The organism is Pedococcus aerophilus, assembly GCF_039532215.1.
Taxonomy (GTDB): domain Bacteria; phylum Actinomycetota; class Actinomycetes; order Actinomycetales; family Dermatophilaceae; genus Pedococcus; species Pedococcus aerophilus.
In genome coordinates, this window is the sequence record NZ_BAAARN010000001.1 from 577,346 (window position 1) to 590,225 (window position 12,880).

Consider the following 12,880-nt stretch of genomic DNA (forward strand, 5'->3'; position numbering starts at 1 on the left):
GTGGCCGGCTGAACTCGCTAGCTGCTGACGAAGTCGGCGACCGAACGCTCCCACCGGTCCGGGTCGACGTTCCACTCCTTCGTGTGGCGGGAGGTGTCCCAGTGCTCCATCGTCACGAGATCCGGCCGGGCGGCAGCCAGCTGCTGCGAGGGCCCGACGGGCACGAACTCGTCGTCGACCGAGTGGATGATCAGCGTCCGGTGCCGCAGCTCGGAGGCCTTGGCCACCCAGTTCGTCTGCGCCACGTCGACAGGATCGTGGACCCCCGCCAGCCGCCGGGTGAGTCGCCGGCCCATGATGAACCGACTCAGGCCACCGATCGGGTCGGGGATGCCGTGCAGCCGACCGTGGTGGATCAGGACGTCGGTCCAGTCGATCACCGGGGCATCCAGCACCACGTGGCTGACGTGGTCGGCCAGCCACGAGCGGCTCAGGGTCTGGAGCACGATGGCCCCGCCCATCGACCACCCGACGAGGAGCAGCTCGCGCGCTCCCTGCTGCACCGCGAACAGTGCTGCGTCCTCGATGTCACGCCACTCCGACAGGCCCAGGTTGTACCGCCCATCCGCACCGCGTCGCGCTCCGAGGTCGTTGCGGTAGGACGGGATGATGATGTTGATCCCACTGTTGTGCAACGGTTTCGCAGCACGCAGACCCTCGTCACGACGAGCACCACGACCGTGCACGAGCACCGCCCAGCGGGTCGACGGCTTCGGGGCACGGATCACCCACGCCGGCATCGTCCCGAGCTCGGTGAGGACGTCGACGTACTCCGTGCGCATCCCGAGCGCGCGGTCCGGCGGGCCCGCGTAGAAGTACTGGTCCCACCGGCCGTACCCCGGCGCCAGGTGACCCGAGTCGACCCCCAGCACCTCGCGACGAACCCGGCCACGCTCCTCGTCGACGTCGAGGATGTCCCCGAGCCGCACATGCCCGGACGACTTGTCCAGCCACAGGCCGTACCGTCCCGGCACCACGGTCTCCGGCGTCACGTCGAGGGTCACCGAGGTCTCGTCGACGGCAAGGATCTGCGTGTCGTCGGGACGTTGACGATCAGGGGTCAGGGCCCGGCGGGCGAGGTAGGCGGCCAGCCCGACGGAGGAGACGGCAGCCGTGGCCGCGAGGGAACCAGCGGTCACCCCGGCCACGGTGGCGGCGGTGCGCAGCGGCCGCCGGTCGGGCGCCAGCGGCGGGACCTTCGGGCGCGACACGATCGACGGGCTCGACGGCCTCACCGCTTCACCTGCCCCAGCACGTCGGCGAGGTCGAAGCTCACGGGTTCCTCCAGCTGCTCGTAGGTGCACGACCGGGGATCCCGGTCCTCGCGCCATCGCACGAACTGCGCGGTGTGGCGGAAGCGGACTCCCTCCATGTGGTCGTACTTCACCTCGACGACGCGCTCGGGCCGCAGCGGCGTGAACGACAGGTCCTTGCCCGCGTTCCACCGGCTCGTGGCGCCGCTGGTGGGCGTCCGCGACCCCGCCTCCTGCTCGGCCCAGGCCCACGGGTGGTCCTCGAACGTCGTCACGAGGGGCTGCAGCTCCTCGAACAGCTCCTTGCGTCGCGCCATCGGGAAGGCGCCGATCACCCCGACGCTCATCAGCGACCCGTCGTCGTTGTAGAGCCCGAGCATCAGCGAACCGACGAGGTCATCCCCGCTCTTGTGGGTGCGGTACCCCGCGACCACGCAGTCGGCGGTCCGGACGTGCTTGATCTTGAGCATCGTCCGCTTGTCCTGCTCGTACGTCCCGGACAGCGGCTTGGCGATCACCCCGTCCAGCCCGGCCCCCTCGAACTGCTCGAACCACTCCTGCGCCTCCTGCGGGTCACGGGTCGCCCGGGTCAGGTGGATCGGCGCCTCCACCGAGGCGAAAGCGTTCTCCAGCAAGGACCGTCGCTCGGAGAACGGCCGATCCGTGAGGTCCTCCCCCGCCAGCGACAGCAGGTCGAACGCCACGAACTGCGCCGGCGTCTCTGCCGCCAGCTTCTTCACCCGGCTTGCCGCAGGGTGGATCCGCTGCTGGAGCGCCTCGAAGTCCAGCCGGTCACCCGACGACCCCACGACGACGATCTCGCCGTCGACGACCGCCTGGTCCGGAAAGTTCGCCAGCACCGCCTCGACCACCTCGGGGAAGTAGCGCGTCATCGGCTTCTCGTTGCGGCTGCCGATCTCGACGGAGTCACCGGACCGGAAGATGATCGAGCGGAACCCGTCCCACTTCGGCTCGAAGAGGTAGTCGCCCGTCGGGATCCCCTTGACCGGCTTGGCCAGCATGGGCGCCACGGGTGGCGGCACCGGACCCCACTGGGCGCGCAGCTCGGCGTCCCGATCGGCCTTCGGGGTCATGTACTCGTCGTCGGTCTTGTCGGCCCGGCGCTTGCTCGGCTGGACCCGCGGCGGCTCCCCCGGCATCTTCGGATAGTCCGGGGGGAAGTTCAGCTCACCCAGTCCACGCTCGTTGATGTCCCTGTCCCACAACGCGATCGCGCCGGTGACGTCACCCACCGCCTCGTCCATCCCGGCCCACGCATCACCGGACGCGGCGATGATCCCCGGCACGGTGCGGAGCGTGAACTCCCCCGGGTCGACGCCCACGAGGTGGTCCCAGCCGAGCGGCATACTCACCGGCGCACCGGGCAGCGGGCGCGGGCTGTAGGCGGAGGCGATGGTGCGGTCACGACAGGCCTGGTTGAAGTCGACGAAGACGCGCTCGCCCCGCTCCTCCTTCCACCAGGAGGCGGTGACGAGGTCGGGCAGGCGTCGCTCGAGCTCACGCGCGATCCCGATCACCCCGTGCCGCACGTCGAGGAACTCGTGGGTCGGCGCGATGCGGACGAACACGTGCACGCCTCGGTTGCCCGAGGTCTTGACCCACCCGGTGAGCCCGATCTCGGTGAGCAGCTCGCGCAGTGCGACCGCGGCCTCGACCGCGTCGGCGAAGGTGCGCCCCGGCTGAGGATCGAGGTCGATGCGCAGCTCGTCGGGCTTGTCGACGTCCGCCGTCCGCACCGGCCACGGGTGGAACGTCACCGTGTTCATCTGCATCGCCCACACGACCGCGGCCGGCTCGTCGACGACGACCTGGAGGTGCCTGCGCCCCGAGGGGTAGGTGCACATCACCGGGGTGATGAAGTCGGGCATCCCCTTGGGCGGGTTCTTGGTCCAGAACTCCTCCCCGTCGATCCCCTCGGGGAACCGCTGCAGGGTCACCGGCCGGTGCCCGAGGGCGTTCATGAACCCCGTGCGGACATCGATGGCGTACTGCGCCAGGTCGAGCTTGGTGATGCCCTCACCCGGCCAGATCAACCGGTCCGGGCTCGAGATCCGCACCTCCCGCGCGTCGCCCCACGGGCCCTCGGGGACCTCCACCGTCGTCGCCGCTGCCGCCATGGCCCGACCCTATCCGGCGGGCCCGTCACGGACCCGTAAGAATCGGGGTGGGCGGAGCGGGACCATTTCCGGCCCCGCTGGCGTTGAGCACGACGTGAGACTGTTCCGAAGGAGTCACGACATGACCATGGACAAGACCGACCGCACGTATGCCGTGTCCAAGACCGAGGACGAGTGGCGTGCCGAGCTCAGCCCGGCGGAGTACCAGGTGCTGCGCCAGGCGGGCACCGAGCGCCCGTACGTCGGCGAGTACACCGACACCAAGACCGAGGGCGTGTATGCCTGCCGCGCCTGCGGTGCCGAGCTGTTCACCTCGGGCACGAAGTTCGACAGCCACTGCGGCTGGCCGTCCTTCTACTCCCCCCTAGCGGGCGACAGCGTGGAGTACATCGAGGACGTGAGCATGGGGATGAAGCGTGTCGAGGTGCGCTGCGCGAACTGCGGCAGCCACCTCGGGCACGTCTTCGAGGGCGAGGGGTACGGCACCCCCACCGACCAGCGCTACTGCATCAACTCGATCTCGATGACGCTGCGCCCGGCCGACCAGGCCTGACGAAGACACCGGACAGGGCTGGGACACCGACGCCGGTCACCCGGCGTCACCAGGTGCCGGCCGAGGGCTTCGGCCCCGAGGTCCCCTCCCGGACCTCACGCACGAAGTCGGCGGCGGACCGCTCCTGCGCGGTCCGCTCGTCGGCCTCCTGCTCGGCGACGATCGCGGCCGAGCGCTCCTCGGGCGACATCGCCTCGAACTTCTCCCACCCGCGGTCGGCGAGCGGCCCGACGAACGAGCCGAACGACGGGTCCCGCGCCAGGTCGCGCAGGCTGGCCCGGTCCTCCAGGACCGCGGTGAGCCGCTCCCGCATCTGCGGGTCCGCGCTGTCGCGCAACGTCTCCAGGGACTCGCGGAGCTTCTTCGCCAGGAACGGGCTGTCCCGCAGCGTCGGCAGCAGGGGCTCGGAGGGCGATGACGGAGAGCCCGAGGACAGAGAGCCCGTGGACCGAGAGCTCGTGGGTTCGGACATCAGACCACCTTGTTGTCGTAGTCGCCCGGCAGGGACACGTCGACCGACTCGGCGATCGCCGAGGCCGACGTGGCGATCACGCCGAGCGTGCCGTTGGCGATCTGGAAGGCCAGGTCGATCGCGTCGAGCACCAGCTTGACCTTGGAGATCGCCGCGATGATCGCGGCTCCGGCAGCTGCTGCGCCGGTGAGTCCTCCGACCACGGTCCAGGACGACGCTGCTGCGGCGGCAAGGGCGATGGCTGCCGTGATGACGAGGTCGAAGATCGCCTCGATGCCGTCCTCGACGGACTGGCCGCACTCGTAGACCCCGAACGCCGCGCCGTTGCAGGCGTCGGCGATCTCGTCGCAGTTGGCCTTCAGCCCGTCCAGCTGGGCGCTCACCCCGGCGAAGTACGTGACCATGGCGTTGGACGCCTCACCGGTCCACCCGGACTGAGCCTGCAGCACCGCGCTGTCGAGGCTGCTGGCGTAGGACTCGCAGAACTTGCCGAGGTTCCGCAGCGCGTCCGCGACCTTGCTGACGTCCTTCCAGTCACCGGCGAGCATCTCGCTCCAGGCGTCGGGGATGCTGTCGCCGCCCATCTCCTCCCACGCCTTCAAGGCCATCGAGCCGAACGACGGGATCTTGTCCCGGGCGTTCATGATGGCTTCCCACTCGTCGGGGATGGCGTCCTCGGCCACCGGCGTCGTCAGCCACCCGCTGGGGTTGTAGCCGCCACCACCCTCGGCTGCGTTGACCATCAGGCGCTCCAGTAGGTGGAGTCGACCCGCTGCGCCGACTCCTCGTCGAGGGTGCGGTAGAGATCGCGGGTGTTGCGGATCTCCTCGGATCCGCGTCCGGTGATCTGGCTGAGCCGCTCGAAGGCGCGCTCCAGGTCGTCCGAGACGTGGACCGTCGCATCCGCGAGCCGGACCATCAGTCCACCGCCCGAGCTGTCCACGTCGGCGTACGACGAGTAGGACTTCGCGCTGATCGCGTGGCCCTGGAGCTCCTCCAGGGCGTTCGCGAGGTCTGTCAGCACGGGCAGCTCGACCGAGAACTTTCCAGCGGGGCTGCCCCCGCCCCCCTCATGAACCCTCATGAACCCTCATGACCCCTCCAGCACCGAAACGGTGCCCCCTGCAGGCACCTGCGGACAGCCTGCCCGACATGTCGGCGGGACGACAGGGGGAGCACTCCCCTGCCGGGAGCAGGAGGGGCTCAGCGCAGCGAGGCCAGCAGGTCGGCGACCTCGACGCGGCGGCCGGTGTGGAACGGCAGCTCGTCGCGGACGTGCATCCGGGCCCGCGACGCGCGCAGCTCCCGCATCAGGTCGACAATGCGGTGCAGCTCGTCGGCCTCGAACGCCAGGACCCACTCGTAGTCGTTGAGCGCGAACGAGGCGATCGTGTTGGCCCGCACGTCGGGGTAGTCGCGCGCCATCTGCCCGTGCTCGCGGAGCATGTCGCGGCGCTCCTTGTCGTCCAGCAGGTACCACTCGTAGGAGCGCACGAACGGGTAGACGCAGATGAAGTCCTTGGGGTCCTCGTCGGCGAGGAACGCCGGGATGTGGCTCTTGTTGAACTCCGCCGGGCGGTGCAGCGCGGCGGCCGACCAGGTCGGCTCGAGGAGGTGCCCGAGGTCGGTGCGCAGGAACGCGCGGTACGCCGCCTGGACGTCCTCGATCTTCTCCGCGTGCCACCACACCATGAAGTCGCAGTCGGCCCGCATGCCGCCGAGGTCGTAGACCCCACGGGTCAGCACGCCCTTCTCCTCGAGCTCGCCGAAGAGCGCCTCGACCTCCTTGGCCATCTGCTCCCGGTCGTCGCCGAGCGGAGCCGTGACGCTGAACACCGACCACATGGCATACCTGATGGAGTCGTTGATCTCGCGGATCCGGGAGGGGGTGGGCTTGCTGCTCATGGGTTCATTCTCCCGCGCCGCCGCCGCGGGCGCGCAGGTGGGTGGCCACGGCCCGTGCGGCGGCCCGCCCGCTCGCGATGCAGGCCGGGATGCCGACCCCTTCGTATGCCGCGCCGGCCAGCTCCAGCCCCGGCGCACCGTCCACGGCCGCCCGGATCCGGGCGACCCGGTCGACGTGTCCGACGGTGTACTGCGGCAGGGCGCCTCCCCACCTCTGGACGTGCGCGTCGACAACTCGGGGCAGCTGGTGGCCGAGCGCCTCACTCACCTCGGCGACCGCGATCGCGACGAGCTCCTCGTCCGGGCGCTGCAGGTCGGAGGTCTCCCCCCAGCGACCGACGGAGGCCCGCAGGAACACGAGGTCGTCGGCCGCATCGGCCGTCCAGCGCCACTTGGTCGAGGAGAAGGTGCTCGCCTTGATGGTGCGACCGTCCACGGCCGGGACCAGGAAGCCCGAGCCCGGCAACGGACCACCGGCCGCGTCGACGGCGAGGGTGACGATCGCCATGGAGGCGTACTCGATCTCGCGCAGCGCCGTGGCCGCCTCGACCGCGTGCGGTGCAACGAGCCGAGCAGCGGCAGCCGCAGGGACCGCGACGACGACCGCATCGGCCGCGAGGCGCGTCGGAGTGGGGCGCGCACCCGTGACCACCGTCCAGCCGCTGCCCTCGCGGTGGACCTCGCGGGCGATGGTGCTGCTGAGGATGGTGACCCCCCGCGACCGGAGCCGCTCGGACAGGGTCTCGGTGAGCCGTCCGACTCCCCCGTCCAGACCGGCGAAGACGGGAGCCGACGAACCGGCCGACGACAGGGCCGAGGTCTGCGCAGAGGTCGCGGCTGCCTGCGTCAACGACGCTCCGGCGGTCACGGCGGCGTGCACCTGCGGCAGGCAGGCGCGCAGCGACAGGCTGCGCGCCTGTCCGGCGTACACCCCGGCGAGCAGGGGTTCGACCAGGCGGTCGACGACGGCGTCACCCAGGCGGGCCGCGACGTAGTCCCCCACCGAGACGTCATTGAAATCCCCTGCGACCCATGGCTGCTCGCCCTCGGCACGCGCCACCTCGGCGTCCGACAGCAGACCCCGGGCAGAGGCGGCAGGAGAGGGGATGCCCATGAGGGTGCCCCGCGGCATCGGGTGGAGCTGGCCGCGCGACCAGATGCTCGCGGTGGTCGCCTCGGGGTGGACGACGAGGTCGTCGAGCCCGAGCTCGGACATCAGCGCGAGCGCCTCCGGGCGGCGAGCCAGCACCGACTCGGCACCGACGTCCAGCGCGACCCCGGCGACCGGCTCGCGACGCAGCTTGCCCCCCGGGCGGTCGGCGGCGTCGACCACCGTGACCTGGGCCCCCGGGAGCGACTCCAGGAGCTGCCACGCGGCGGTGAGGCCGCTGATGCCTCCACCGATGACGACGACCCTGGAACCGACCATGACCCCACCCTTTCAACATCGTGACTGTTTCGACACCACGGGGTGGGAACGGCCCCCACGTCCACCGAGTCCGAGTGCCATCACCACCTGCCCACCTCGACGTCGACCTGGGGGTCGCCATGTTCCGTGATCGTCCGCACCGTCTCCTCGTCGGCCTCTCGGCCGCCCTCCTCGCTGCCGTCGCCCTCGCCGGGTGCAGCGGCAGCAGCTCCAACACCTCGTCCGCCGGCTCGGCCGACGGATCGGCGATCGGCGCCGAGCCCGCCCCGGGCGGCGCCCCCGACTCGGCGAGCAAGGAGGGCTCCGGCACCCAGCCCGGCACCGCCCTCCGCGGGTCCGGCGACACCGCCACCGGCAGCCCGGCCGGTACGGGCACCGTGGACCCAGCCGTCCTCACCGCCCCGGGCTCGACCCTGGCCCGTCGGGCCACCGTCGCCCTCAAGGTCAGGAACCTCTCCCAGACCGTGGCCGCCGTCCGCTCGCTGTCGGTCGCCTCGGACGGCGTCGTCCTCGCCGAGAACATCGGCACCGGTGGCGGGTACGTGCCGCTGGAGGACCGGTCCAAGGTCAGCGCGACGACCTACGGCGAGATCACGCTGTCGGTCCCGGCGACCAAGCTCGACACGGTCATGGCCGAGCTCGGCAAGCTCGGCACCGTCATCCGTTCCGAGACCTCCAGCGAGGAGGTCGGCAAGCAGATCGTCGACACCGAGTCACGGCTCAAGACGATGCGCGAGAGCGTCAACCGCGTGCGGGCCCTGATGAGCAAGGCCACCGACCTCACCCAGATCGTCAACCTCGAGGCAGAGGTCAGCCGTCGCCAGGCCGACCTCGAGGCGCTGGAGTCGCAGCTGACGGCACTGAAGAGCAGCGTGGCGCGCTCTCCCATCCAGATCAGCCTGACGACGGAGTCCAACGTCATTGCGGCCCCCGAGGAGGAGGACGGCACCGGGTTCATGGCCGGACTGGTCGGCGGCTGGGACGCGTTCACGGCGTCGGTGCGGGTCGTCCTGACGATCATCGGGGCGCTGGTGCCGTTCGTGGCAGCCTTCGCCCTGGTCGGGGTGCCGCTGTGGCTGGCCTGGCGCCGTCGTCGGCCCGTGCCGACCTCGCCGACGGTTCCGACCGTGCTGCCGTGACGACTGTGCGGCGATCCGGCCCTCGGGTCAGCGGGCGCCGACCTCGTGGACGAGCTCGACGACCCGCGTGATGACGTCGGGGTCGGTGGTCGGCAGGACGCCGTGGCCGAGGTTGAAGATGTGCCCGGGCGCGGCCCGACCCTCCTCGACGATCGCGCGGACCCTGGCCTCGAGGGCCGGCCACGGGGCGAACAGGAGCGCGGGGTCGAGGTTGCCCTGCACGGCATACCCGTCACCGATGCGCGCGAGCGCGTCGGTGAGGGACACGCGGTAGTCCACGCCGACGACGTCGGCGCCGGCGGCGCCCATGGCGGGGAGCAGCTCGCCCGTACCGACCCCGAAGTGGATCGTCGGGGTGCCGTGCTTCGCCACCGCGGCGAGCGCCACCCGCGAGTGCGGCTGGACGTAGGTCTCGTAGTCGGCCCGCGGGAGGTTGCCGACCCAGGAGTCGAAGAGCTGGACGACCGAGGCCCCGGCCGCGGCCTGCACGTCGAGGAACGCACCGGAGATCTGCGCGAGGCGGGCGCACAGGTCGTGCCACAACCCGGGGTCTCCGTACATCAGGGCCTTGGTGTTCTCGTGGTTCTTGCTCGGCCCACCCTCGACGAGGTAGCTCGCCAGGGTGAACGGCGCCCCGGCGAACCCGATGAGCGGCGTCGCGCCGAGCTCGGCGACGAGCAGCTGCACCGACTCGGTGATGTCGGGGACGAGGTCGGGGGTGAGCTCGGGCAGCCGGTCGAGGTCCGCGCGGGTGCGGAACGGCTCGGCGACGACGGGACCGACACCGGCGACGATGTCGAGGTCCACCCCGACCGCGGCGAGCGGGACGACGATGTCGGAGAAGAAGATGGCCGCGTCGACGCCGTGGCGGCGGACCGGCTGGAGGGTGATCTCGGTGACGAGGTCGGGGCGGCGGCAGGACTCCAGCATGCCGACGCCCTCACGGACCTTGCGGTACTCGGGCAGCGAGCGCCCGGCCTGGCGCATGAACCACACCGGGGTGTGGGTCACCGGCTGGCGGCGGGCGGCCCGGACGAGGGCAGAGTCGAGCGGGCTGTCGAGGGGGGAGGTCACCCGCCCAATCCTAGGTCGCGCCGGCAGCGCCGCTCACACCGCGATGACCGCGGCGCCGACCAGCGACAGCAGCGCCCCCACCTGCTGGATCGGGCGCAGCCGCTCCTTGAGGACGAGCCGCGCGAGCAGGATCGTCACGACGGGGTACAGCGAACCGAGGACGCTCGCGACGCTCACCTGGCCACGGGAGGACGCGACGGCGAAGAGCGCGTTGGCGGCCACGTCCCCGCACCCGATCAGCAGCAGCGCCGGCACCTCGCGCGCGACCACTCCCCCGACCGACCGGGCGACGAGGGCGACCACGGTGAACACCACGACCGAGGTGCACCGCATCCCCCACAGCGTCATCAGCGTCGACGAGCGCGCACCGCGGTCGAGGCAGAACAGGGCCAGCCCGAAGCCGACCGCGGCGATCCCCGCCAGCACCACCGGGCGGGTCGACACGTCGCCGCTCAGCTCGGGTCCGGAGGCGAGGGTCACGCCGACGACGGCGACGAGGATGCCGACCCAGGTCCAGGCCGACGGCTCGTCACCGGTGGCGACGCCGAGCAGGACCGGGACAGCCACCCCGAGGGCCGCGATCGGGGCGACCACACCCATCGTCCCGGTGGACAGGGCGGTGTAGAAGCAGAGCAACCCAGTGAGGCCCGACAGGCCCGCGGCGGCCGACCACAGCGGCCAGCCCGACCAGGCGACGTCACCCAGCTGGGTGAGCACCACGGCGGTGAGCACGACGAATGCGAGCGCCTGCGTCCACCCGACCACCGCGACCGCCGGGCGCCGCCTCGAGAACAACCCGGCGAAGAAGTCGGAGGTGCCCCAGCACGCGCTCGAGGCCAGCGCGAGGAGGGAGAGCACCCGCGCACGGTACCCGCGCAGCGCGACACGACGCGGACTCAGCCTCCCTGTGATATCCGACCCCGCGACATACTCTCTGACGGTGGGCAGCAGAACGGTCCCCGGCGACCAGTCACCCGAGTTCACGCAGGCGCTCAGCGACCTGCGCGGCGCGCGGTTGCGCCCCGAGATCCGGCTCACCGAGGTGCCCGCGCCCCAGCGCATCGCCCCGTATGCCGTGGCCCTCACCGCCGAGGTGGTGGGTGCCGCCGCGGACGAGGACGAGCTCGCGTCGGGCCGGTTCGTCCTGCTGCACGACCCGTCGGCGCCGGACCCGTGGGACGGTGCCTGGCGCGCGGTGACGTTCGCCCGCGCCGAGCTCGAGCCCGAGCTGGCCAACGACCCGATGCTGGGTGCCGTGGGCTGGTCGTGGCTGACCGACGCGCTGGAGTCGCACCACCTCGGTTTCACCGCGGAGGCCGGCACCGTCACGCGGGTCGTCTCCGAGAGCTTCGCGGGGCTGTCCGACCGACCTGCCAGCGTCGAGATGGAGGTCCGCGCATCGTGGACCCCGGTAGCCGGCAACGTCGGTGCGCACCTGGTCGCGTGGTCGGACCTCCTGTGCACCATCGCCGGTCTCCCGCCGCTGCCCGAGGGAGTCATCGCGCTGCCTGGGCCGCGGCGCTGAGCACCGAGCCGGGTAGGTTGGGCCGGTGACCGACACCGACGCCGAGATCCCCGCAGTGGGAACGGCGCCCCCCACCTCTGCCGCGGACCGCCCCCAGGACTCGGGCGACCCGTCCGCCGGCGCCACCGCCGACGCCACCGCGGTCGGCACCAAGGCCGGCGCCGAGGACGCGGCCCAGGAGACGGCTGAGGACACCGTCGAGCTCATCCCCCTCGACATGCCCGCCGACGGCGTGCCGCCGGTCGTGGAGACCGAGCGCGGGCTGATGGAGGCTGCCGCGGCCATCGCCGCCGGTGAGGGCCCGGTCGCCCTCGACGCCGAGCGCGCCAGCGGCTACCGCTACGGCCAGCGGGCCTACCTCGTGCAGCTGCGCCGGGAGGGCTCCGGCACCTGGCTGATCGACCCGATCGCCTGCCCCGACCTGTCCCCGCTCGACGAGGCCATCGGCAACGCCGAGTGGATCCTGCACGCCGCCACGCAGGACCTCGCCTGCCTCGCCGAGGTGGGGCTGCGCCCGCGCCAGCTGTTCGACACCGAGCTCGCCGGCCGCCTGCTCGGACTTCCCCGCGTCGGGCTCGCCGCCGTCGTCGAGCACTACCTCGGTCTTTCGTTGGCCAAGGAGCACTCGGCCGTCGACTGGTCGACGCGTCCGCTTCCCGAGCCGTGGCTGCGGTACGCCGCGCTCGACGTGGAGGTGCTCGTCGACGTCCGCAACCTCATGGGCGTCGACCTCGCCAAGCAGGGCAAGGCCGGCTGGGCCCGCGAGGAGTTCGAGGCGCTGCTCGACTTCACCGGCCCCGCGCCCCGCGTCGACCCGTGGCGCCGCACGTCCGGCATGCACAAGGTGCGCCAGCGCCGGATCGCCGCCGTCGTCCGCGAGCTGTGGGAGACCCGCGACGCCATCGCCCAGGACCGCGACGTGTCCCCCGGTCGGGTCCTGCCCGACGCCGTCCTCGTCGAGATCGCCATGGCGGCACCGACGAGCCCGGCCGCGCTGCCCTCGGGCCACCGCTCGGTGCGCCGCTACCAGCGCCAGTGGCTCGACGCGGTGACCCGGGCCAACGCGATCCCCGAGGCCGACCTGCCGCCGATGACCCTGCGCTCGGACGGCCCGCCGCCGCAGCGCGCCTGGCCCGAGCGCGACCCGGTCGCCGCGGCCCGTCTGGCTGCCACGCGTGAGGCGCTGACCGAGTTCGCCACCGAGCACTCCATCCCGGTGGAGAACGTGCTGTCGCCGGAGCCCCTGCGTCGCGTCATCTGGACGCCGCCCGCCGACCGCAGCGCCGCGGGCTTCGCCGAGGCGCTCCAGTCCCTCGGCGCCCGCCGTTGGCAGACGGACGTCGTGGCCCCGCTGGTCGCGGCGGCCTTCGAGGCGCACCCCGACGAGTAGCC

General features: G+C 71.9%; 13 protein-coding genes. 4 read left to right on the forward strand and 9 right to left on the reverse strand.

Features of this window, described 5'->3' with window-relative positions; all coding sequences use genetic code 11:
- Window positions 1–17: 17 nt before the first annotated feature.
- Complete coding sequence (locus tag ABD286_RS02695) at window positions 18–1,211, reverse strand: alpha/beta hydrolase family protein (RefSeq protein WP_344189990.1); 1,194 nt, start codon at window positions 1,209–1,211, stop codon at window positions 18–20.
- A 20-nt stretch (window positions 1,212–1,231) separates the two neighbouring features.
- Window positions 1,232–3,391 carry an ATP-dependent DNA ligase gene (locus tag ABD286_RS02700; RefSeq protein WP_344189992.1) on the reverse strand — a complete coding sequence of 720 codons (2,160 nt, stop codon included), beginning with the start codon at window positions 3,389–3,391 and terminating at the stop codon, window positions 1,232–1,234.
- A 121-nt stretch (window positions 3,392–3,512) separates the two neighbouring features.
- Between ABD286_RS02700 and msrB the strand changes: the two genes are divergently transcribed.
- Entirely contained in the window at window positions 3,513–3,944 is a 432-nt protein-coding gene (gene msrB, locus ABD286_RS02705) for a peptide-methionine (R)-S-oxide reductase MsrB (protein WP_344189994.1), read from the forward strand.
- Between the two features lie 46 nt (window positions 3,945–3,990).
- Here the strand turns inward: msrB and ABD286_RS02710 are convergent, their stop codons facing one another.
- The 5 genes from ABD286_RS02710 to hemG all read right to left on the reverse strand — a co-directional run bounded on the left by ABD286_RS02710 (window position 3,991) and on the right by hemG (window position 7,750).
- Window positions 3,991–4,416 carry a hypothetical protein gene (locus ABD286_RS02710; RefSeq protein WP_344189996.1) on the reverse strand — a complete coding sequence of 142 codons (426 nt, stop codon included), beginning with the start codon at window positions 4,414–4,416 and terminating at the stop codon, window positions 3,991–3,993.
- Complete coding sequence (locus tag ABD286_RS02715; protein ID WP_344189998.1) at window positions 4,416–5,159, reverse strand: hypothetical protein; 744 nt, start codon at window positions 5,157–5,159, stop codon at window positions 4,416–4,418. Before ABD286_RS02715 ends, ABD286_RS02710 begins: the two co-directional genes overlap by 1 nt.
- On the reverse strand, window positions 5,159–5,500 hold the full coding sequence (locus ABD286_RS02720) for a hypothetical protein (RefSeq protein WP_344190000.1): 342 nt from the start codon (window positions 5,498–5,500) through the stop codon (window positions 5,159–5,161). The genes ABD286_RS02715 and ABD286_RS02720 overlap by 1 nt, the downstream gene beginning before the upstream one ends.
- A 119-nt stretch (window positions 5,501–5,619) precedes the next feature.
- Window positions 5,620–6,321, reverse strand: coding sequence for a hydrogen peroxide-dependent heme synthase (gene hemQ / locus ABD286_RS02725; RefSeq protein ID WP_344190002.1), 702 nt, complete (start codon window positions 6,319–6,321; stop codon window positions 5,620–5,622).
- Window positions 6,322–6,325: 4 nt separating this feature from the next.
- A complete protein-coding gene (hemG, locus tag ABD286_RS02730; RefSeq protein WP_344190004.1) occupies window positions 6,326–7,750 on the reverse strand; it encodes a protoporphyrinogen oxidase in 1,425 nt (474 codons plus the stop codon).
- A 74-nt stretch (window positions 7,751–7,824) separates the two neighbouring features.
- Here hemG and ABD286_RS02735 point away from each other — a divergent pair, with 74 nt between their 5' ends.
- Complete coding sequence (locus ABD286_RS02735) at window positions 7,825–8,889, forward strand: DUF4349 domain-containing protein (protein ID WP_344190006.1); 1,065 nt, start codon at window positions 7,825–7,827, stop codon at window positions 8,887–8,889.
- Between the two features lie 27 nt (window positions 8,890–8,916).
- On the opposite strand, the gene hemE is transcribed toward ABD286_RS02735, so the two are convergent.
- Both hemE and ABD286_RS02745 read right to left on the reverse strand, forming a co-directional pair.
- Window positions 8,917–9,963 carry a uroporphyrinogen decarboxylase gene (gene hemE, locus ABD286_RS02740; protein WP_344190008.1) on the reverse strand — a complete coding sequence of 349 codons (1,047 nt, stop codon included), beginning with the start codon at window positions 9,961–9,963 and terminating at the stop codon, window positions 8,917–8,919.
- A 33-nt stretch (window positions 9,964–9,996) separates the two neighbouring features.
- Window positions 9,997–10,821, reverse strand: a complete 825-nt coding sequence (locus tag ABD286_RS02745; RefSeq protein ID WP_344190010.1) for a DMT family transporter — start codon at window positions 10,819–10,821, stop codon at window positions 9,997–9,999.
- An 82-nt stretch (window positions 10,822–10,903) separates the two neighbouring features.
- Here ABD286_RS02745 and ABD286_RS02750 point away from each other — a divergent pair, with 82 nt between their 5' ends.
- A complete protein-coding gene (locus ABD286_RS02750; protein WP_344190012.1) occupies window positions 10,904–11,488 on the forward strand; it encodes a DUF3000 domain-containing protein in 585 nt (194 codons plus the stop codon).
- 217 nt (window positions 11,489–11,705) lie between these two features.
- A complete protein-coding gene (locus ABD286_RS02755; protein WP_344193232.1) occupies window positions 11,706–12,878 on the forward strand; it encodes an HRDC domain-containing protein in 1,173 nt (390 codons plus the stop codon).
- Window positions 12,879–12,880 lie beyond the last annotated feature (2 nt).

Coding starts and splice junctions, on each gene's coding strand:
- ABD286_RS02700 (WP_344189992.1), bottom strand. CDS start 3,391: ATGGCGGCAGCGGCGACGACGGTGGAGGTCCCCGAGGGCCCGTGGGGC.
- msrB (WP_344189994.1), top strand. CDS start 3,513: ATGACCATGGACAAGACCGACCGCACGTATGCCGTGTCCAAGACCGAG.
- ABD286_RS02710 (WP_344189996.1), bottom strand. CDS start 4,416: ATGTCCGAACCCACGAGCTCTCGGTCCACGGGCTCTCTGTCCTCGGGC.
- ABD286_RS02715 (WP_344189998.1), bottom strand. CDS start 5,159: ATGGTCAACGCAGCCGAGGGTGGTGGCGGCTACAACCCCAGCGGGTGG.
- ABD286_RS02720 (WP_344190000.1), bottom strand. CDS start 5,500: ATGAGGGTTCATGAGGGGGGCGGGGGCAGCCCCGCTGGAAAGTTCTCG.
- hemQ (WP_344190002.1), bottom strand. CDS start 6,321: ATGAGCAGCAAGCCCACCCCCTCCCGGATCCGCGAGATCAACGACTCC.
- hemG (WP_344190004.1), bottom strand. CDS start 7,750: ATGGTCGGTTCCAGGGTCGTCGTCATCGGTGGAGGCATCAGCGGCCTC.
- ABD286_RS02755 (WP_344193232.1), top strand. CDS start 11,706: ATGCCCGCCGACGGCGTGCCGCCGGTCGTGGAGACCGAGCGCGGGCTG.